Genomic DNA, 21,524 nt, shown 5'->3' on the forward strand with positions numbered 1-21,524 from the left:
AGATGAGCCAAAATGTGTCACGCTCCCGGGCCCGTTCACGCCCGCGATGACACCTTTAGCGAAACCTGGGATCCGGAAGGTCGCCTTCTGCAGCGAACGCCATCGACAGGATTGGCTTGATGCCAAGCAAGGAGAATGGCCGGAGGGGATCAAAGACGGTACATCTGAAGATGAGGGCTGAAACGCTGTGCGTGACTGCATTTCGTTCGATGAATCTGAATCAAAATATAGAGCAACCACTGCCTGTAGTTGAGGTGTAGCCGCTTCCACTTTCATCGTACTCGTCTCCCTCTCAAGTACAACGCCTGGACCCTCGGTCGTCACGAAAATGCGTCAATCCAGGATTCTGTTGATGAGTGCTGCGGTTGAGGATTCATGATTTACTCTCGAATCATAGCTGGCAGAATTGATCATCAAACCACAGTAAGATTTTTATCAGTCGGTTTTGTGTGTGTGAATGTCACGGGGGAGTGTCGACGATTCCCGTGGAGGTAAGTTACCGATGAGTACGGAAGATCAATCAGAACACGAACCTCGTCTCCTTGCCCTCGACACGGGTGGGACCATGACAGACTCGTTCATCGTGGACGAGGAGGCGAACTACACGGTTGGAAAAGCACAGACAACGCCAGACGACGAATCCGTTGGCGTAAAGAATTCATTCGACAACGGACTGGGATACTGGGGGACCTCGTTCAGCGAGAGTGCAGCCTCTCTCGACAGCGTCGTCTACGCCGGGACGGCCATGCTCAACCGGCTGCTCGAACGCGAGGGTGAAGGAAACATCGGCGTCATCACGACGGCCGGTTTTGAAGATCACCACCGGATGGGACGCGGAATCGCGAGTTGGGCCGACCTGTCGTATTCGGGCCGACTCCATGCCCGAGAACACGAGCATCCTGATCCGATCGTTCCCCGAGAGAACATCAAGGGCGTCCGCGAGCGCGTTAACATGCTCGGTGCTCCGGTCGTCAGCATTTACGAGGACGAGATCCGGGAGGCAGTACACGACCTCCTCGACAGGGATGTCCGAGTTATCGCTGTCTGCATGATTTTCTCGTATGCGAACCCGGAGCACGAACAGAAGGTCAAGGAAATCGCCGAGGAAGTCAAAGCAGAGCGGGACGATGATACGCCGGTGTGGCTCTCAAGCGAACAGAACCCAGTCCGTGGGGAAACGCCACGGTTGAACACACTCATTCTCGAAGCATACGCCGTGGAGCCGTCGCGGGAACAACTGTACAGCATCGAGGACAAGCTACAGGATGAGGGCTTGGACTCGCCGTTTCGAGTGCTAACGTCCTCCGGCGGAACTATCGCACCGGACCACGACTGGCTGGCTGAAACGATGCTGTCGGGACCAATTGGTGGCGTGTTCGGGGGTGAGTTCCTCACGGATAAGCTCGGCATCGATAACCTCGTTTGCTCGGACGTCGGTGGCACTAGCTTCGACGTGGCGCTCATAACAGAAGGTCACTACCCGACGCGTTGGGATCAGACGTTGGCGCAAATCCCGACTAACATTCCGATGACTGCGCTGGATTCAATCGGGTCGGGGACTGGGTCGTACCTCCGTGTCGACCGTGCCTCGAATCGCATAGAGGTTGGTCCAGACTCGGCGGGCTACCTCGTCGGCGTCTCGAACGAAAATGCCGATGTCGAGACCCCGACAGTAACCGATTGTACGGCATTACTGGGGTACATCAATCCTGACTTCTTCCTCGGCGGCGACATCCCAATCGATGTGGATGCCGCACGGGAAGCAATCGATGACCAACTTGCCAGCAACCTCGGCGAAGACCCTGTTGAGACGGCGCGCGGTGTGCTCGACATCGTCGAGCGCGACATGGCGAACGAACTTCGGTCGATGGTCCACGGGTTGGGCTATGCCCCAGAGAACTACAATCTCATCAGTTACGGTGGCGGTGGACCGCTCCACGCAGCCGGGTACACCAAGCCACTGAACTTCAAAGACGTCATCGTGCCGGACTGGGCAGCAGCGTTCTCCGCATTCGGCACGGCCTGTGCGGACTCGGCGTACCGGTACGATCAGTCCGTCGACGTTATTCTCCAGCCTGACTTCAGTAACGCTGATGAGGTTGCGGACATCCTGACCGGTGTGTTCCACAAAGTGCGTGAAAAGGCCGCCGATGCCTTCGCCCGTGACGGCATCGACACCGACAAGATGGAATTCCAACCGGCTGTTCGCGCCCAGTACACCGGTATGCTCGACGATCTGGAAGTCGAGATCGAGGAGTTCTGGGACGGCGAGCTGAACGGTGAGGACATCAAAAAGGTCGTCGAGAAGTTCGAAGAAGAGTTTGGCCGTGTGTTCCAGCGTGCGGCCCGTTCACCCGAGAACGGCTATCAGTTCACCGTCGCAATCGGCACCGGTGTCGCGCCCTCGACGAAGCCCACGCTCCCCAACGAGGACCCTGTTTCGACCGATACGCCCCCAGAACAAGCCCACAAAAGCGAACGTGCTATTTACTGGGAGGGCGACTGGCACGACGCCGACATCTGGGACATGGACCACATCCAAGCAGGTAACGTCATTGAAGGACCAGCAGTCACGGAGGCTCCGGCGACGACGATGCTGGTCCCACCGGGCTTCGAGGCATCGCTTGATAACAACCGCATTTACCACCTCACACAGACCAATGAGTAAACCAGAATCCGAACTCCACGATCCAGAGACCACAACTCGCGAACGCGAGTTCGACGACGTAGAGCCGCCGATTGGCTGGGACGGTCAGACGCTGCAGGAGATGCTCGACGAGAGTGAACAACTCCTGGAAGAGTCCGGCAACTACCACGGCCTGGACGAACTCGAATTCAAAGAACAGGATCCGTTCAAATACGAACAAATGTACTCGCGGCTCCGCGGTGCGCTCGTCTCTGCTCGTGAGACGGCACTCCACGTGAGCGCCTCACCGATCGTCCGCGAGATCGGGGAGCTCTGCTTCCAGATCTACACCCCAGAGGGTGATTCGGTTGCAGTCTCGACGGGCATCATCGTCCACGTCCACACCGGTTCCCTCGCGATCAAGTACATGATCGAAGAGGACTACGAACACGACCGTGGCATTCAGCCGGGAGACGTGTTCTGTAACAACGACAACGACCTCGGTAACGTCCACACCACGGACGTCCACACGTTCGTCCCCATCTTCTATGAGGACGAACTCGTCGCATGGGCCGACGGCGTCACGCACGAAATCGACATCGGCGGAATGACCCGCGGTCACGACCAGATCGCGTCGACCAACCGGCACGAAGACGGGTTGTACGCGACATGTGAGAAAATCGGAGAGGACGACAAACTGTATCAAGACTGGCGGGACCGCGGTCAACGCGGCGTGCGGACCCCGATGTACTGGGACCTCGACGAAAAGTGCCGGCTTGCGGGGTGCCACATGATCCGTGAGGCGATCCACGAGATGATCGACGAAGTCGGTGTGGATACGTTCAAACAGTTCCTCTACGAAGCCGTCGAAGAAGGTCGCCAAATCATGGAGTCCCGGGTCAAAGAACGAATGTTCCCCGGGACGTACCGCGAGACCGGTTTCCACCCGATTCAGTGGGAGGATAAAGCCTGGCAGCCCGGTGCCCAGCAGAACATGATGAACCACCTCCCCGTCGAGATGACGATTGACGGCGACGGCGAGATGGAATTAGACTTAGAGGGTGCCACGCCACCGGGCCCCCACCCGTTCAACTGCGCAAAGGGATCGATGGAAGGTGCGCTGTGGGTGTACCTCACTCAATCACTTCTCCATGACGGGAAAGTAAACGACGGGGCTAACCTCGCGGTCAACACCAAATATCCAGAGGGGAGCGTGGTGAACCCGCAAGATCCGGATCGCTCCTACCACACTCCGTGGGCGACAATCTTCTCGACATACCTCGCGGTGTCGCAGTGTCTCTCCAACGGGTTCTTCTCACGAGGATTCCGTGAAGAAGTGATTACTGGCTACGGAGAGCCTGGTGACGCGCTTCAAGGTGGCGGGAAACTGAAGGACTCGGTAGCTGACGCCATCCCAGACGCGCTGGGTGACTACTGGCCCGTTGGTCCGTTCGACTTCTCGTGCCAGGGGCTTGGTGCCTCGGCATGTCGCGACGGACTGGACTACGGGTACGCAATGTTCAACCCCGAGGCAGACCTCGGCGACGTCGAAGAGTGGGAGCAAACCCAGTGGGGTCTGCTGCAGCTCAGCCGACGGGTCAAGCCCAATACCGCCGGCCACGGCAAGTACCGCGGTGGCTCTGGCTGGGAAGGACTCCACACCATCATGGGCAGTGAGGACGTCTCGATGTACGCGTTCAGCATTCCGACAGTGACGTGGTCATCGTCTGGAATGTCCGGCGGATACCCCGGCGGAACCAGTTACTCCGTGCGTGTACACGACACTGACCTCGCTGAGCGGGCCGCTGCTGACGAGCCGTACCCGCTCGACGACCAGCCAGTCGGCTCACTCGAAGACCAGATCGAAGGCGAGGAGGTCATCCGAGATCATGACGGGATGTTCTTCCCGGAGGAGTTTGAGAACAACGACCTCCTCCGCTACCAGACCAGCGGGGGGCCTGGCTGGGGCGACCCATTGGAGCGGCCACCGCAGAAACTCAAAGAAGACATTGAGGAAGACATCTTCACGCCGGACATCGTCGAGCAAGTGTACGGCGTCGTGGGTGATTACGACGAGGACGACCGCGAGTTCACCATCGATGAAGAGGCGACTGAACAGCGGCGTGAGGAGATCATCGAAGAGCGCGCCCAGCGGACCCAGTCCTTCGACGAGTTCTTCGACGAAGAGCGAGAGCGCGTCGAAGACAGTGACTGGAACGACGGTGTCCAGTACATGTACGAGGGCGTGTTTGAGCAAAGCGAACAGTGGGCCGAAGAGTTCCGAGAGTTCTGGAACCTCGACGAGGACTACTCCCCCTAGGTGATACCAATGACTGACTTAGACAAAAACCGCGTTCAATCGCTGATCGAAGGTGAACTGTCTTGGAACGAGATGCGCAACGAGGTGCTTCCGGATCCAAAGGACCCAGATCGATTCCAGAAAACTCGGGAGGTCCTTCAAGATCGCGTCGACTGGGACGATCCAATCCTCGTCCCTCTGAACGATCACCTCTACGTAGTCGGGACTGACGACGGCCGCGTCGTCAGGACTGAATGCGGCGAAGATCTCTGCGACGTAGACGATAACTGGAAGCGCTCCTGTGAGGTCCACGTTCGCGAGGATGCCGAGGAGTTCGAGGAACTCTACGAAGAGTACATGCACGTCGACCCGGACTGGGCGTTCGAACTCCGAGAGTGGTACTGCCCGGAGTGCTACAAACTCATCGACGTAGACGCTGTGCCGGTCGGCTACCCGGTTATCAAACCGTTCGACCCGGACATCGACACGTTCTACGAGGAGTGGCAAGGGCGCCCAGCACCCGACCGCCAAGGCGACGAGACAGCAGCTGACTAAGTCTGCTGTCTCCCGTTGCCTGCGTTGTGACGTGCGGTACTTTTTTCACTGATGCATTGGTATGAGTCCCCATGGCAACCGACAGCGGCAGTTCTGAAAGTCGACAAAAAAGCGGCGACGCGACGGGCGCACCGACAACCCTGACCGACGCATTGATCCAAAGCCTCGACCGATTCGCTGACCGGGTTGCTGTGACGGTCGAAGGCTCGGAGTATACCTACGGTGAACTCGATGAACGGTCGAACGCCGTGGCGAACGCCCTTGTCGAGCGTGGAGTCGAACCGGGCGATCGAGTTGCACTGATGATGTCCAATTGTCTCGGCTACGTAATCGCAGACCTAGCGCTACTGAAGGCTGGAGCAGTCAAACTTCCCCTCAACGACATGCTCACCGAAGACGAATTCGAGTACATGCTTTCGGACTCGGGTACCGAGACTGTCATCGCCGGGCCAAAGTTTGCCGATACCCTGGAGTCGCTTGACGCATCTGTCGATACCCTCAATCGTGGAATCGTTATTGACAGCGAGAGTGACCAGTTCGATACGCTTGCGGACCTAGAATCCGAAGGTGACTCCACCGAACCCCCGTCTGTCTCCATCTCTTCCGAAAGCCCAGTCGGGCATTTCTACACCGGTGGGACCACTGGGGATCCCAAAGGTGTGATCCATTCGCACGATAACTTCCTCCAGAACATGTACGCACATATTACCGAGCTTGATATGACGGGGGACGATACGCTGCTCTTAATGACACCTCTCCCACACTCTGCGGGGCTGTTCCTGTGGGCAGCGATGCTTTTGGGAGCAAAGTCTGTTATTCGTCCAGACTTTGACCCAACACAAGCACTGCAGGATATCGAGGAATATGAAGTGACGTGGTCCTTCCTCGTCCCGACGATGATCTACACGCTCCTCGATGATCCAGCGCTCGACGAAACAGATACGTCGTCGCTAGAGACGTTGATCTACGGGGCGGCACCGATGACACCAGCCCGACTCCGAGAAGGTTTGGCGGAATTCGGACCGGTGTTCACGCAGTTCTATGGTCAGACGGAGGTGCCGAACCTGATCACGGTGCTTGGGAAAGAAGAACATCGCATTGCGGTTGAAGAAGATCAGGAACAACGATTGGGGTCGGCTGGTCAGCCGACACTGATGGCCGATGTCAAAATTGTCGACACCGAGACAGGCGAGCGACAGCCGACTGGACGCGAGGGTGAGATTTTGGCCACTGCACCGTTTGTCATGGACGAGTACTGGAATCGACCAAAAAAGACCGCTGAGACGGTAGAGGACGGCTGGGTCCACACCGGGGATATTGGGAAGCGCGATGAAGATGGTTACGTCTACCTCCTCGACCGGAAGAGCAACATGATAATCTCTGGCGGGATGAACATCTACAGCACTGACGTTGAGGATGTCCTCGTGACACACCCTGATGTGGCGCAAGTTGCTGTCATCGGCGTCCCGGACGAAAAATGGGGTGAGGCAGTGACTGCAATCATCGTTCCGGACGGAGAGGTCACGGAAGCGGACATCCACGACTTCGCTGATGACGAACTCGGCGACTACAAACGCCCGAAACACGTCGAGTTCCGTGACGAACTGCCGAAGACGCCCTACGGCAAGATCGACAAGAAAGCTCTCAGGGAACCATACTGGGACGATTCGGACCGCAGCATCAACTAATCAGTCTGCTACTCGATATTCTGTCGTGGGAGAAGTCACGGGGAACATTTAAGTCCACGGGTGAACCCCTTGTGTGATGATGCATGCCACAGATACAGGGAGATCGAAATCGCTCGCAACGGAGGCGCGACATGTATGAGTTCAGCTGGCGCTGACGAGTACGAGACCATCAACGCGTTACTGGCAGACCGGGCGGCTAACAAGCGGAACAGTCCGCTCGTCCACACCCCCGACCAGAGCTACAGTTATCGGGACCTCCACGAGACATCGAATGCGATCGCGAACGCACTCGTTGCACGAGGAACCGAACCTGGGGATCGAATTTGTACCTTCCTCCGGAACAGTTGGGAGTACCTCACTGTCTGGTTCGGTATCGCCAAAGCCGGCGCAGTAATGGTCTCGTTGTACAACGATCTGCGTGGCGACAGTCTGGCATATATCCTCCGAGACTCGGAAGCGACCACAATTTTCCTAGATTCGTCGACGCGAACGAACTACGAGACCGTCCGCGAAGAACCGAACCACGTTACTTCGGAATTCCTACTCGGCGAACACCCTCCAGAGTCCTCGTACCAGCCCTACCAATCGTTGCTTGACTTCGATCGGAGTTCCCCACCTGATCGCTCACGGCGAGCCTCGGACCCGATGTCGGTTATTTACACCAGTGGAACCACGGGGAAGCCAAAGGGCGTGATACTACCGCACTACTCCTATATCAATACCGGACGGGAGTACATGGATAACATTCTAAGTCTCGACCAAGACGATCGTGCGTTCACGACACTGCCGCTCTCCCATTGCAACGCACAACAGACTACAGTCACAGGGTCGATACTCGCTGGCATCGACTTCGTACTGTACGAGGAGTTCGACCCAGACCGGTTCTGGGACCAAATCAGACGCCACGACGCAACGGTGTTCAGCTATCTCGGGACGATGATAACCAATCTTCACAATACGGATCCCCAGCCGAACGACGCCGACAATCCAGCAGTGTACGGCATCGGCGCCGGTGCACCGGCAAGTGTTATCGATGAGTTCGAACCCCGTTTCGATGTGCAACTCCTCGAAGGCTACGGGCTGACCGAAACAGCGACCTTAGCAGCCGTCAATCCCCCTGAAGCACCGCGATCCGGAAGCATTGGGAAGTCCCTCTCGTATACGGAAATAGAGATCGTCGACGAAGAGGATCGACCGCTCCCGCCCGGTGAGGAAGGCGAAATCGTCGTCAGACCGACGAAACCGAACTCGTTCATGCTCGGGTACCACGACAAGCCAGACGAAACTATCGACGCTTGGCGGAATCTCTGGTTCCATACAGGGGACATCGGGTACAAAGACGAGGACGGCTACTTTTATTTCGTCGACCGGAAAGCGTACGCAATCCGGCGACCGGGAGGCAACGTCTCGTCGTACGAAGTCGAAAACGTCCTCAGTGACCACCCAGATCTCAAGGAAGCAGCGGTGTTCGGTGTCCCGAAAGAACAGGACCACGAGGCAGTGAAGGCGGTGGTCGTTCCCAAGCCCGGGAGAGACCCCTCTCCAGTCGATCTCGTCGACTACTGCGACGGTCGGCTTGCCTACTTCAAGGTGCCACGGTACATTACTATTCGAGACGAACTGCCGAAAACGGCGACTGAGCGTGTCAAAAAGTACGAACTGATCGCCGAAGACGATCAGGACACCTGGGACCGCGAGCGAGGCTACGAACTCAAACGGTAACCCCGGTCCTATTCGGTAGTCCGCTGGTTGGCGACCATGCAGAAACGGGCACTAACTGAGATTCCGGACGCCAAGTGGCGTTTCCGCCAGTCAGTTTTGATCTACCGACTCAAGGGGCTCAATGCCTTGGACGACACCGCGGTGTTCCCAGTCATCAGGCTCACCCGGTTCTCGTCGCGTGTGCAAATGCAGATCATCATTCGGTCGCAGCAATAAGGCGTGCTGGAAGCCATCTTCATCAACGACGAGGCGACACGCCTCCCAGTCACCGTCCTCGTTGGCATCAAGAGTTCGATTCATCCCGATGATCTGTCCGGATTTATGAGTGAAAACGAACTGTTGGATTCCTGGAGCGACTTCTGCAGTCTCCTGTGGGCGAAACACCATGACCGATACTTCACCGATGTCTGGATCGGTCACGCGTGCTATGTCTCCATGTTCCAAATTGCGAACGACGTCACTAGGGTCTGGCATATGATTGCTAACATGGACCGCAATGATATATAGGTGGTGGCTGAGTTGGTAGCCCCAGAGATATCGCGGCATGGAAACATGCCACGCTACTGTCTTTCACCCATCGGTTCTAACGGCAGAATTGACAACCGTGGACTGAACGATGAGATGCTATTCACGGAATTAGCGACCGAAACTCGAGGGAGACAGGTGGTTTTATTTTATGGATGACTCGGGGAGAATTCAGGCGGACTTTGGATCGGGTGAGTGTAGAAATTAAGCGGTTTACCGATCGGCTGGTGTCATTTGCGTTATGTGCAAATATACCATATCTAAGAGCCTACTGAGTTATGCCCAAAAATTCACACCACACAGCAATTATTGGATATCAACCGTGCCAGAATCTTCACTCAGCACCCCTTGCTCAAACTGGTCACCATACTGCTCATCAATCCACTGTGACACCCGTTCCTCTTGACGGTCAACTGTCCAGACATCCTCTTGGAACGATTCAAACTTCACCCACCCTCCTTCCGTATCCGAATAGCCCAATAAATGGACTTGCTGGGACTCACTTGCATAAAACGCTATCGTATAGATCACATACGGGTCAGTGTCTTCGCCCTTGAGAACAGATAACGGGACAATTCTCGGGTCCTGCTCTTTGAGGTGTTCCGCCTCTTCATCTGTCAATGGACGGTCCGGTAGTGATTCTAACACGGTATCTCAATTTTACCTTATTCAACAAAAACGCTTCGGGGGATACTGTGGTGGTAAGATTGGGCAGTACACCGGGATTAGCAGTATCTATTAGCGACCGGTTCCAGTGCCTGAAGAATAATCTCGGACTCAAGCGGTGAGAGTGGAGTTCTCGACTGCAATCCGGTGGTTGACGGACCCCACAACGTACTCGAGGGCGACAGCAAGTTTGTCGATACCATGGCGCTCAATGTAGACGTCGTCCACCAAGCCAGCTGCTTCGAGGGTTTGGACGTAGTCGTAGGTGGTTCCCTGCGGTCTCTCGAGTTCGTCGATAATATCGGAGACGTGACCGGACCGTGCTGCATAGACGTGAGCGTACAAGCGAGCGAGTGCCGGCGTTTCGAGGAGGTCAGCAACCGTCTGGAGCTGCTGAATCGGTGGCCGACCTGACTGAGGGAGTGAATGCGATCTTCCGTGGATGAATTATAAAGAACTCGTAATATGGGTTCTCGCATCGGAAGGGGAGGTAGGATAGCACCGGTAACTTTCGAGAGTTCCTTTCTTGCCGGCTTTACCCGGGGAAAGCGTTGGTGTGAGGCGGTTGCAGCATTCGTGCTTACCCGACTGCAGCCGAGTGTTTCAATCTGGTCGTGATTATCAGAGTAATCACGACCAATCATACTATCCACGGAAATGGCGTATTTGCACGCGATAAGAGCCCTTAGCCCGGAATTTGATTCTATAAATTATATAGTGATATACAAAAACTCATAGGCGCAGTATGCAGTTTTACTGAATGATTTACGGTTTATGCGATGAATTGATCAGTACAGACTTCAAGTAGCCCGGCGACCTACTCCGGTATCTCGTATCGACAGAACTCGTTTCCCTCACAGTCCGGACATTCATCGGTTCCCGGCGATACGTTTGTGCCGCAGTTGCGACATTCGACTACCACTTTTGACCCGCCACCGGGAAGGAGACGAGTGAGGATTGTGCGAACTCCCATCCTCTTTCAGGCTACAGGTGACAGCGGATTAACTCTGGTGGACAACTCGTTTCAGCGGAAACCCGGTGCGCTCGAACGAGAATCACGCCGAAATCTTACATTCGAGGACGCCACAGGAATGAATAGAAGGAATACTGTCACACGCTCCTTCCACCCCTTGGTATGAACGCTGACGACCCGTCTCTCGGTCACTGCCCGGACTGCGGTAAACGTATCCCCAGAGCATGGCTTCTAGTTGAGTACGAGAAGGACGACGGTACTGAGGGCGTATGGACAGAGTGTCCAGCGTGCGAAGACGTTGTCGCGCCAGAATGAGGATCGGCGTTTTACTGTCCCTTTGGGTGTTCGGGTACACAACGGGCCACGAGTTGCTGGCAGCATTCGAGCAAACAGACCCGGTGAGTTACGTAAGACGGATTCAGAACTTCAGCAGTCGGTGTGATGTTTCTCGGCTCAACGTCACACGACTCCGTCGGGATTCTGATGGATGACCGGAACGCTGAACGAGCAATCGCTGGCGTCATCGAGAACTCGTACTACGAGGGACGCATTCATGTCATCGATATCTGGACGGCATTCGAATACATGGAGACACAACTCGGCTGGGAGGGGAACCCGAGAGAACCATAGAATTCAGGATCTGGGATCAGTACTGTCTGCGGCATCACCGCAACTGACTGGCAGCCTAATCGCCGGACTACCTGGGGATTAAACGGATTCTCTGAAACAGCGTAACGAAAGCCCGGCGAGTCCATCTCTACCTTAGCCATCATTTTTGGGGCCTTCAGTACCTCTACTACCTCCTGCATATGGGATTGTGAATTCGGGTAGCATTCGTTACGAGTCGTGTCGGGGCCATCGCTGGGTTGGATTCGCGCTGTACGACACAGAGAGGAATGAAATAATTAATGTATCATTGCCCACTACTATTTAGCTGATAGCAGGCGCTAAGCCCCCTTCCTCAAGGAGCCGCCGAAGGCGGCGAGTAGGCAGGGGTAGTTCACGACGTGGATGTGTCGCGGCGAACTTCCTGTTCAGAAGTGTCACTCACACCTGTCACTGGTTCGGTAGCGATATCCGCCCACCCGACTGAGTGATCCGGGTCTATTACAGCGAGCCCGTCTTCCACCGTCCACACTCGATCCGTGGTCGAACAGGGAAATACAGCCCCGAGTTCGTCCTCGGAATAGACGGCCAGAGAGACCACTGGCACCACGACCGGTTCACAGGATTCCGACGATGCTAGCGACGATCGTTCGTAGCGTCTAAAGCCCGGCTCCAGATCGTATCCGGTTGAGGTTGCCCAGTCCTCGAACTGGCAGTATGTCTCCCAGCACTTATTGGCGCACGTCTCAGTTCTATCGTCGCTTGCTGTGGGACATCGAATACATTTGCTCCAAGTGTTGGTTTCGAGACGGGCAATCCGGTCCGAGTTGGCATATTCCCGAAGCCGCTCGTACACCGATTCCTGCCACGCTATGACAGTCGGTTCGGTAGTGTTTCGGCTCCAGCACTCGACGGTCACCGCCGTCGGATCCTCAATCATCTCTCCCTCCGAGATGCGCTGGTATAACAGATCGGTGTCCGTCTAATGTATCTGACCGTTTCGGCTCCTGATCTGTTGTTCGATGGTATCTCCCATTGTGACGCATTTTGTCGATGAGCCATGTGAGTTGACAACTCCCTCTCGCCTGACATCGGGATGATGGATTTGTTTCTTTTTGGCTATTCGTCGACTGCCAGTAGTAACTCGTCTTCGGAGATGATGTTCGCATCTGTATCAGAGTCCTCGTGTGTCGGTCATGTCCAGATCCGTTTCGGCTGTGTGCTCCAGATACGGTCGTAAGTGGGTCGCGTTTTCCCCGAGTTCGACCATCTCTTCCTCTTGATCGTATTCCACGATACCCTCATCGGCTAGCTTTGGGATGTGGTTGTGGTAGAGCGCAAGATGCGTCTGTGATCGCTCGTCAACCAGATCCCCTTCTTGCGGTTCCCATTTGACTATCTGTGCTGCGATGTCGGGGAGACGAACCGGATTCTCATACCGGTACAGGTAGTAGAGGACGTACCGTCTCCGCCGCGCGGAAAGCAACTGGTGGATTTGATCGTTAGGCAACGTTTTGTCGGCGTCCCCCGTGCGTGCTTTTGACATCGTAACTGTATTCTGATCCGATCCCGCTGCTCGCCGAACGGGCGCGTTGAATTGGTCTCCGACCACAGGGCCGTCTGCCCGACGCTCGTAACTGAAGAACAGTGTTCTCTCAATCACGGGTATCTGGTTACTATGGCCCGATTCATTCTGAAACGCCATATTCCAGTTCGGTTGACGGGAGGGAAGAAATCTTGCTCTAGGTATCTAAAGTTCCAGAGTTTGTCGACTTTCACAGCCTGGTGGTTTTTTCGCGTAGGACCACTATAATACCGGAAGAAGGGGGCCAAACCATTGTTATGCAGGCCGAAGTAACCTGACTCTAGATATATCCAACAAACTAAGTTATCTAGTCTCGATGTTAGATTATGAACGGCGGTGCAACGAATGAATCGGAACAAGAGCTATTCCGGTCTGTGCTCGATACCCTGTCTGCAAACGTTGCCATTCTCGATCCGGATGGAGCTATCGTGGCGACCAATCATGCTTGGCGGACGTTCGCCGAAGTGAACGGCGTTCAAAATCCGGCCGACGTAGGCGGTGCTGACTATCTCGAAATTGCCGCGGAGATAGACAGTGCGTTCGCGAACCGTGTAGCGACTGGCCTCTCTGCGGTACTCTGTGGGGAACGGGACGAATTCAAGATCGAACACTCCTATTGCTCTTCAGACGGCACGCGGTGGTTCTTGCTACGAGTGACACCATTCGAGCATCGCGGAGACCGGTACGTTACTATCATCCAGAACGATATTACCGAGCGGCGGCGGCGTGAGACGGCGTTGAGCGAGGCCTACGAAATCAGTACCGCATCCGAGTTGTCCCTCACAGAGCAAATAGACGCACTTCTGGAGATCACTCGGAATGTACTCGGAACCGAACATGCAGCGTTATCACGAACCGACAACGGCAAGTGCGTCTTCGAGGCGGTTACTGCAGCGACAAGTCCTGTGATTGAGGCCGGCAAGACGCTCCCTCTCGATGCGGTCCCCCACTGTAAGCGCGTCATCGAAACGGGCGAAACACTCGTCTTTGAGGGGAAGAAGGGGGACACAACGGAGTTCAGTGACGCCACATTGGGGATCGAGAGCTTCCTCGGTGGACCAGTCGTTGTCGATGACGAGACAGTCGGCACCTTCTGCTTTTACAGTACGGACCCACGAGCGGAGCCGTTCTCCGAGTGGGCAGTCACGTTTGTGGGCCTTCTCAGTAGCTGGGTCAGCTACGAACTCGACCGTAGGGAGCGCGAAGAGATTCTCCAGCATATTAAAGAGAGAATCACTGATGTTATCTGGCTAAGTAGTCCAGACAAAGACGAAATCGAATTCGTCAGCGATTCGTACGAGGAAGTCTGGGGTCGCCCAGCCAGCACGCTGGGACAGAATCCGACTTCCTTCGCCGAGGCAGTGCATCCGGATGACCGCGACAGAGTCCAACGAGCACTCGCCGAGCAACAGACACACCCGGATGAATACGAAGAACAGTACCGTGTCATTCACCCCGATGGCGACGTTCGCTGGGTCCACGATCAGTCTGCGGGCGTGTACGATGAGGGGGAACTCCAGCGAATTGTTGGCATCGCAACCGACATCACCGACAGGAAGGAACGAGAAGAGAAACTCGCATATCAGAAAGCACTCTTGGAAGCCCAGGCAGAGACGACAATAGATGGACTGGTGGTTATCGATTCGGACTCAATCATCCGTTATCACAACAGTCGGGTGTTGGATCTGTTCGAGATTCCAGAGGATGCGGTCGCTGAACAGTCAAGCAAAGCGACGTTCGGACTGATTTGTGACCAGCTCGCTAACCCCGACGCGTTTCTCGAAGAGATTATATATCTCAACAGACACCCTAAAGAGCAGAGTCGTGATACAATCGAGTTGACTGACGGCCGGTGGTTGGACTGCTATTCTGCACCCGTCATTGGAGACAACGGGACCCATTACGGACGATTGTGGGCGTTTCGTGATATCACCGATCAAAAAGTCCGTGAACAAACACTCGAACAGCAACGTGACGAACTCGTTCAACTGAAACGCGTCAATACGATTGTCCGGCGGACCATACAGGCACTGCAGGACACGACGACGCGTGAGGAAATCGAAGTTGCAGTATGTGAAGCACTTACAGACTCCGAGATTTACCAAACTGCGTGGATCGGCAATTTGACCGAGACGAGCAGTGGGACGGTGACGGTCCTTCCGCGGACGGCAGTCGGGGTCAACGAGAACTATCTCGACGGAATCTCGGACAGTGAAGGGAATCTCGCCCAAGCAGCCCTTGACGACGGCTCGACTCAGGTGATCAACGATATCAGTACTGCGCCTGGGTTTCCGGACGATAGGCGGGAGATAGCACTGGATCACGAACATCACGCGCTTGCGATCGTTCCGTTGAGGAAAAACGAGGCAACATACGGGGTATTAGTGGTCTATGCGCCGCCAGATCACACCATCAGCGAGACAGAACAAGAAGTCCTCACCGATCTCGGGCGAAGCATTGCGCTCGCAATCCAACGCGTGCATAGCCAACGCTCGCTGACGGCAGAACGAGTCATCTCACTCACTCTCAAAATCCCGGATGCGGACTTTGTGTTCGGAACAGTGTCATCACAACTAGACGGGGAATTCCAACTTGACCGTCGTGTTGTCGGTCAGGACGGACAGCGAGTGTACTACCTTACCGTTTCTGACGACGATCCGGATTATGTGTGTGACCTCTTGGAGGGCGATTCGTTAATCCGCTCTAGTTCCGTGGTGCGCGACAGCGACAGCGCACAGTCGGCCTTGATTGAGGCTCAACTTAAAACCGATTCCCAGCTTCCGCTCGATATCCTCACTGATTACGGCGCGTCTATGCGAAGTGCACAGACTGTAGATGGTGATATCAAACTCCGCATCGAACTCCCGTCGAGTGTCGAGGTCCGAACCGTACTTGATGCGTTGCGAGAGGTTGCACCATCCATCAAGGTAGTCAGCACACAACATCTCGAACGGCCGGCTAAGACGGTAGCCGCTATGCAAGACCGAGTCACGGAGCGGTTGACTGACAAACAGGAGGCCGCACTGAAAGCCGCATATGCCCGTGGTTATTATGCTTGGCCACGCGAAAGTACGGTCGAAGAAATCGCAGACACTTTCGATATTTCTGGCCCAAGCCTACACTACCGGCTTCGTCGGGCTCACGAAACAGTGATCGGAGATGTAATGGACAGCAAAGCGAACTCAACAAAATGACATCCCCCCGCGTTTACGCGGAGGAGGATGTCAATCAGTCACCGATTCACTGCCAACTAGATCCACGTTTGTGATCTCGAACCGCGCACCGTTTGCGTCGCTCGATGTCACGCAAATGTCCCAGCCGTGGGCCACCGCGATCTCTTTCACAATTGCGAGCCCGAATCCGGTCCCTTCAGAACTAGTTGAATAGCCCTTCTCGAAGACAGCATCACGGTCATCCTCAGGGTTCCGGGCCCCTCATCCGCGACGTAGAACCCGTCATCGAGGTCGCCCACGATGACTGTTACCCCCTCTTTCCCGTGTTTCACTGCATTCCGGAACAAGTTCTCCAACAGCTGTTGGAGACGGGATGAATCAGCCCAAATTGTACGCTCAGTCTCCACCTCGAGTATCCCATCGTCTGTCCCGACAGTTTGCCAACATCGCTAGTTGTCCACTCTGGCTCAATAGTACTGTTGCTGACATGTAGTACCAAACGAAGCGGGTGAATCAGGAAACTGATTCATCTGCCGTCCAGATTTGGAGGATATGAACCTACCAAAGCTCAAGCTTATCCTTAAAAATCCAGACGAGTTCATTTCGAACGGCCGGTTAAAATCTCTTAGCATGGAGTTGCTTGAGTTGATACCGATGGAAGGAATCGAGGGCTCAGGCCTCGATTCCGATCAGATCATGGAAGTTGCACTCCGGGCTGCTGCTGACCAGACATCGGTCAACGGTGTCACGACCAACACTGAGGACACACCAAACCGAGAGATAGTGATGGATTGGCTCCACACGCTGGAGAAGGACTCGATGCTTGATTCTATCAACGATATCCTCGCGTTGGTGGCTATGACGGTTCTCGACTTCATGGACAATCCGTTCCACGGATATCCAGACGACGAAGACGAGTTCAGAAGGATGCCAGCATGGGACGGAACCACGAAGTGTCACCGCTACTGCACAGCATTTGTTCTTGCCCAAGGCAAACCGCTAGCAGTTGAACCGGTAGATGGCAAAGACAGCAAGGCCGACGCGGTCGAGCACGGCTCTTGGTCGCGCTTGCGGCTTTTGCGTCCGGCAGAAACGTACACTTCGTCGATTTCACCGGTCCAGAAAGTGTGATCGAGGGCGCGTCGAGCGTTCTGGCGAACTGCTCGACGCGCTCTCTCAGCGTTCAGTACGACACATCGAGCTCTGCCTCAATTTGCCAAATACTCGTGTTAAACCGTAAGAACACGTAGATCGTGAAGTACCACTTTTTGAGTTTCAGCTTGGAATGAGCGAAAATCGTGCAGGTCTTGTCGTTAAACGAACCACCACAATTCTTACACAGATACCGTTGATAGACTCGATGGCTGCCGTTTGTGACCGTTCGGTCAGAACGGCAGCAGATACATTCGACACCGTTTCGCCAGCGAACCTGCTGCAACAGGTCCGCTGCGGCTGATTCCGACACAAAGCGGTGCATTGGGAACATATCGGGTACCGCTGCCGCGGTGCGCTTGTCCTCTTCGACTTTCAGCCGCAGCTCTCGGTATCAACAATCTGCTTCACAAGAGCGATCTACTGATTTATCGGAAATATAAGAGTAGATATGGGTAATTTTGTTCGATTAATCTATTTGAGGCCCTTATCTGTGGCTGAAGCACTCAATGAGCAACTCTACGAAGTGATTTATGATTATTCGGTGAATCGCTCAGTACAGACGAAGGATTGCTTAATCGGGGAAAGTTATTATTATAGCTATTTGCTTGTTCACATAATGGTCTCTCATTGAGAGGCGTCTCCTGAAGACGTACCAGCAATGGCGCGTATCCGATCGGAGTCGTTCCGAGAGAACGGAGAAGAGTACTACACGGACGAACAGCCTGCGCATCTGACACCCGCTGAGCCAGATGCTGAGGAAATTCCTGAAGATGAGTTTACCGACGATTCGTGTCGTCCAATTATTGCTGAATTGGATGGAGAGACCGTTGGCTGGGGAAGCATTCATCTCAACGAGAACGTGCTGGCTGCAACATTTGTTGATCCCAACTACACGGGACAAGGAATCGGGCGCACAATCGTCGAGGAACTCGAAACAATCGCTCGACAGGAAGGCGTAGAGGAGCTGATCGTTCCCGCGTCGATAAACGGTGTTGGCTTCTACGAAACACTCGGATACGAAAAACAACGCGAAATCGATGCAAGTGGCCCCGACACACCGGAGGTTCCGATTGTCGAACTGACGAAACAACTGTCCTAACTGCTCGACTCGCACACCCACTGAACAGTTGATCCACCCTGATCACTTTGGGATAACCCTCAACCGCCCACCCCAGATGCATTGAGATGGCCGGTCTCAACTACTGTGCAGACGTGTCTCGAATCAATTTAGGTTCGGATATCCAGTACGAGACACTCTCGTTCTCAGTACTGCAGTACAGTCACGATTAGATGGGGATCTGAACGTAGGAGCTGTAATATTTAACCAACAACCCAACAAGTCTGTGCCTTATGTTGGTTAAAAATGTGAATATTCATTCCGTTCGCACAGAAGATGGCGGCACAATTCGCAGAGTAAGGGTCCCTCGGGTCCATGCACTCGGTCCAGCCAGCTAGCTGATCCAACTAACTCAGTCAGCTAACTTATCCAACTGGCATATCCAACTGGCTTAGCTAACTAACTTAGCCAGTTGAACCACCCAACTGGCTTGTCTGACTAAGTTTTATCAGGGCCGAAAGAGAGGAATAACGTATGCTGGCCTATACGACCTACTCCGAAGCAGGCGGCGTGGCCAAAACGACGACAGCAGCTAATCTAGCTGTTGCGCACGCCCGCGCCGGGCTGGACGTGCTCGTCGTCCCGCTTGACCCACAAGACGCCGACTTGAGTCATTTGCTCGGTGTCGACGAAAATCGGGCCGATTCTGATGCCGACAATCTCGTTCGTCACATGATTAACCGCCCGAAAGGTCCATTTGAGGACCTGATCGTCGAAGCTGAGCACGGCGTCGACGTGATCCCTGAACACAATATGCTGTCTGAGTTGGGAACATACCTACGAAGGGAGAAACAGCAGGCTGAAGATATGGGAGAAGCATTCGGGATGTACTCTCAGTTGCGACGTGTCCTCCGTGACGCTGGTGTCAACGAATCCTACGATGTGTTGGTCTGTGATCCGCCAGCGACGGAGGGGCCACATCTTTACAATGCCATCGATGCAACACGGACGCTCGTCATTCCAATTCGCCCATCGCCAAAGGGCGAGACGTCTGTTGAAGGGCTTTCGTCTGTCGTTGAAGGACTTGAAGACCACCTCGGTGCCGAGATTGGTGTCGTGGCTGCTGTGCCGAACGCTTATAAAGGAACGAACAGTCAAGATCGGGTTCTCGAAGAAATCGAGTATCCGGTCCCAGAAGTGATTCGAGAACGCTCCTCGCTGATGGAAGGCTGCTGGGAGCAACAATGTTCCGCATACACGTATGTAGCCGATCACCGCGAACGGACACGCAACTACGAACTGGAAACGCTAGCAAAGTTCGACCGCCTCGCACGATATATCGAGGAAGCCGCGGAGATTGAAGCGCCAAACCCACCCGAGACGGGAAGCTTGGATGATGGAACCGAGGTGACTGTCTGATGGCGGGCATGAAAGAAGGCATCGGTGATGACCCATTTGATGATGAGTCGGAGAGTGAGAGCGGTGAAGCGCAGCAATCAATGGCTTCGGAAGACACTGATACTGTCAGTCAAACAGGGCGGAACAACTCAACATCGTCGCAGCGATCACTGCCATATATTCACAGCCGTGACTACGTGAAAGAAAAACGTCAGCAGCGGCCCGTGTTTCTGAGAGAACAGACAGAAGACGGAATCAGTGATCTTGTCGATGCCGTCGAAGATGACCTCGGTGAAGAAATTTACCAAACTGACGTTTTAGAGGCGGCGATGGAGGTTGCAATTGAAAACCCGAAATTAGTTGCTGAGAAGTGCCGGGATTACGGATACGATTGGGAGTGAGCTGACTGTCAAGAATGACTACTGAAGGGAATATTTCCGTACCGTAACGTAGCACAGGCCCGCAAGCGAAGGAGTAGCGACAGCGTACAAGATCCGCTCATGGTATGCCGCGATGCGATCGTTAGTATTGATCAGATTACCGCTCTTTCTTCGAGATTTATTCCGCCACATCTGCGTTTCTTACTACGATGTTTGATCGGCTCCGTGGACCCGCTGGGCCGAGCGACCGGTCGAGATCGAATTTACTCTCCCTCGTCGTCGCCCCAGTCGAGGTCGCGAGACCAGTCGGTCTCTCGGAGGATGAATGGCCCGATGGAAAGCGTGCGCTTCGCTACGGTGACAATACGGAGAATGTAGGAGAACAGGAATGCGAACGGCAGCAAGGAGACAGCCACACCCGCGCTCACCACCACGACAAGCGTGCGCACGCCGAACACGGTCCCCGGGAACAGCGCAGGTTCGAGGTAGAGGATTCCCGCGACCGCCGTGAGGAGTGCGGGGATGGACGAGTACAGCATCGTCCGGGAAAGATCGATAAGCGCCCACTGGAAGTACAGCGTCTTGAAATGCTCGCGCGCCGGTCCGAACAGCTCAAGCGCGTTGCTGAGTTCATCCAACGCGTGGTGCGCTTCTTCAGTGAGTACGTCCTCGTTCTCCGCGCGGATACGGCGCGCCGCGTACAACTTCCACGAGTAATTGTAATTCAGTGCGGAGAAGATCACGTCGAATTCGCCGAACTGGGAGTCTTTGAGACTGCTCTGGACGGCGTCCGCGTTCCGCTTCAGATTCTCCGTGAACGTGGCCACCTGATCGTTGAGGGTCTTGTCGTCAATGTTTTCGACGGCGTCCGAGACGGCTACGGCGTGTCGCTGCGTGAGTTTCACGAGCGACCGGAGGAACGCCGAGGGCTGGGCGGGACTCACCGGTTCCTCAATAACGTCCTCGACATCCTTCCGGAACGCCATCGCGCCTTCCATGCGTTCGCGCTGGTCGCCGACTGGTCCCTGCTCTTGAGAGACAGTTGCTCGGCGGTATCGGTAGCAATGTAGTAGGTGTGTTTGCGATGGGTCTCGGATTTCGGTTTCAGTTTTCGCT

Annotated in this window: 16 protein-coding genes and 3 pseudogenes; 11 read left to right on the forward strand and 8 right to left on the reverse strand. The window is 54.9% G+C overall.

Features of this window, described 5'->3' with window-relative positions; genetic code table 11:
* The first annotated feature begins 502 nt into the window (after positions 1 to 502).
* From V8P86_RS17605 to V8P86_RS17625, 5 genes are all read left to right on the forward strand, one after another.
* Positions 503 to 2,668, forward strand: a complete 2,166-nt coding sequence (locus V8P86_RS17605) for a hydantoinase/oxoprolinase family protein (RefSeq protein ID WP_336328603.1) — start codon at positions 503 to 505, stop codon at positions 2,666 to 2,668.
* Complete coding sequence (locus V8P86_RS17610; RefSeq protein ID WP_336328604.1) at positions 2,661 to 4,946, forward strand: hydantoinase B/oxoprolinase family protein; 2,286 nt, start codon at positions 2,661 to 2,663, stop codon at positions 4,944 to 4,946. The genes V8P86_RS17605 and V8P86_RS17610 overlap by 8 nt, the downstream gene beginning before the upstream one ends.
* 9 nt (positions 4,947 to 4,955) lie before the next feature.
* Positions 4,956 to 5,480, forward strand: coding sequence for an acetone carboxylase subunit gamma (locus V8P86_RS17615; protein WP_336328605.1), 525 nt, complete (start codon positions 4,956 to 4,958; stop codon positions 5,478 to 5,480).
* Between the two features lie 71 nt (positions 5,481 to 5,551).
* Positions 5,552 to 7,168 carry a class I adenylate-forming enzyme family protein gene (locus V8P86_RS17620; protein WP_336328606.1) on the forward strand — a complete coding sequence of 539 codons (1,617 nt, stop codon included), beginning with the start codon at positions 5,552 to 5,554 and terminating at the stop codon, positions 7,166 to 7,168.
* A gap of 135 nt (positions 7,169 to 7,303) precedes the next feature.
* Positions 7,304 to 8,890: an AMP-binding protein gene (locus V8P86_RS17625; RefSeq protein ID WP_336328607.1), complete on the forward strand. Its 1,587-nt coding sequence runs from the start codon at positions 7,304 to 7,306 to the stop codon at positions 8,888 to 8,890.
* A gap of 90 nt (positions 8,891 to 8,980) precedes the next feature.
* Here the strand turns inward: V8P86_RS17625 and V8P86_RS17630 are convergent, their stop codons facing one another.
* From V8P86_RS17630 to V8P86_RS17640, 3 genes and pseudogenes are all read right to left on the reverse strand, one after another.
* Positions 8,981 to 9,310, reverse strand: coding sequence for a hypothetical protein (locus tag V8P86_RS17630; protein WP_336328608.1), 330 nt, complete (start codon positions 9,308 to 9,310; stop codon positions 8,981 to 8,983).
* A gap of 411 nt (positions 9,311 to 9,721) precedes the next feature.
* Positions 9,722 to 10,063 (reverse strand): DUF7964 domain-containing protein, encoded by a 342-nt coding sequence (locus V8P86_RS17635; protein ID WP_336328609.1) that lies wholly within the window; start codon positions 10,061 to 10,063, stop codon positions 9,722 to 9,724.
* A 77-nt stretch (positions 10,064 to 10,140) separates the two neighbouring features.
* A pseudogene (locus tag V8P86_RS17640) lies at positions 10,141 to 10,480 on the reverse strand (DUF7437 domain-containing protein).
* 736 nt (positions 10,481 to 11,216) lie between these two features.
* Between V8P86_RS17640 and V8P86_RS18995 the strand changes: the two are divergent.
* Together V8P86_RS18995 and V8P86_RS17645 are read left to right on the forward strand one after the other, a co-directional pair.
* Positions 11,217 to 11,369, forward strand: a complete 153-nt coding sequence (locus V8P86_RS18995; protein ID WP_442909425.1) for a DUF7837 family putative zinc-binding protein — start codon at positions 11,217 to 11,219, stop codon at positions 11,367 to 11,369.
* Between the two features lie 126 nt (positions 11,370 to 11,495).
* On the forward strand, positions 11,496 to 11,684 hold the full coding sequence (locus tag V8P86_RS17645) for a PIN domain-containing protein (protein WP_336328611.1): 189 nt from the start codon (positions 11,496 to 11,498) through the stop codon (positions 11,682 to 11,684).
* Between the two features lie 370 nt (positions 11,685 to 12,054).
* Here the strand turns inward: V8P86_RS17645 and V8P86_RS17650 are convergent, their stop codons facing one another.
* Together V8P86_RS17650 and V8P86_RS17655 are read right to left on the reverse strand one after the other, a co-directional pair.
* Positions 12,055 to 12,600 carry an HTH domain-containing protein gene (locus V8P86_RS17650; protein ID WP_336328612.1) on the reverse strand — a complete coding sequence of 182 codons (546 nt, stop codon included), beginning with the start codon at positions 12,598 to 12,600 and terminating at the stop codon, positions 12,055 to 12,057.
* 234 nt (positions 12,601 to 12,834) lie between these two features.
* Positions 12,835 to 13,170 carry a DUF7344 domain-containing protein gene (locus tag V8P86_RS17655; RefSeq protein ID WP_336328613.1) on the reverse strand — a complete coding sequence of 112 codons (336 nt, stop codon included), beginning with the start codon at positions 13,168 to 13,170 and terminating at the stop codon, positions 12,835 to 12,837.
* A 401-nt stretch (positions 13,171 to 13,571) separates the two neighbouring features.
* Between V8P86_RS17655 and V8P86_RS17660 the strand changes: the two genes are divergently transcribed.
* Entirely contained in the window at positions 13,572 to 16,439 is a 2,868-nt protein-coding gene (locus V8P86_RS17660; RefSeq protein ID WP_336328614.1) for a PAS domain S-box protein, read from the forward strand.
* Positions 16,440 to 16,469: 30 nt separating this feature from the next.
* On the opposite strand, the pseudogene V8P86_RS17665 reads toward V8P86_RS17660, so the two are convergent.
* Positions 16,470 to 16,864 (reverse strand): annotated as a pseudogene (locus V8P86_RS17665) (sensor histidine kinase); the annotation flags it as partial.
* A 612-nt stretch (positions 16,865 to 17,476) separates the two neighbouring features.
* A pseudogene (locus tag V8P86_RS17675) lies at positions 17,477 to 17,904 on the reverse strand (transposase); the annotation flags it as partial.
* A gap of 327 nt (positions 17,905 to 18,231) precedes the next feature.
* Here V8P86_RS17675 and V8P86_RS17680 point away from each other — a divergent pair.
* The 3 genes from V8P86_RS17680 (at position 18,232) to V8P86_RS17690 (ending at position 20,429) form a co-directional block, all read left to right on the forward strand.
* Positions 18,232 to 18,672: a GNAT family N-acetyltransferase gene (locus tag V8P86_RS17680; RefSeq protein WP_336328615.1), complete on the forward strand. Its 441-nt coding sequence runs from the start codon at positions 18,232 to 18,234 to the stop codon at positions 18,670 to 18,672.
* 492 nt (positions 18,673 to 19,164) lie between these two features.
* Positions 19,165 to 20,049, forward strand: coding sequence for a ParA family protein (locus V8P86_RS17685; protein WP_336328616.1), 885 nt, complete (start codon positions 19,165 to 19,167; stop codon positions 20,047 to 20,049).
* A complete protein-coding gene (locus V8P86_RS17690) occupies positions 20,049 to 20,429 on the forward strand; it encodes a DUF7970 domain-containing protein (protein ID WP_336328617.1) in 381 nt (126 codons plus the stop codon). Before V8P86_RS17685 ends, V8P86_RS17690 begins: the two co-directional genes overlap by 1 nt.
* A 242-nt stretch (positions 20,430 to 20,671) precedes the next feature.
* On the opposite strand, the gene V8P86_RS17695 is transcribed toward V8P86_RS17690, so the two are convergent.
* A partial coding sequence (locus tag V8P86_RS17695; RefSeq protein ID WP_336328618.1) for a DUF7972 family membrane protein occupies positions 20,672 to 21,524 on the reverse strand: 853 nt, incomplete at its 5' end.

It is taken from the genome of Halovenus anhuiensis (assembly GCF_037080055.1).
GTDB lineage: Archaea > Halobacteriota > Halobacteria > Halobacteriales > Haloarculaceae > Halovenus.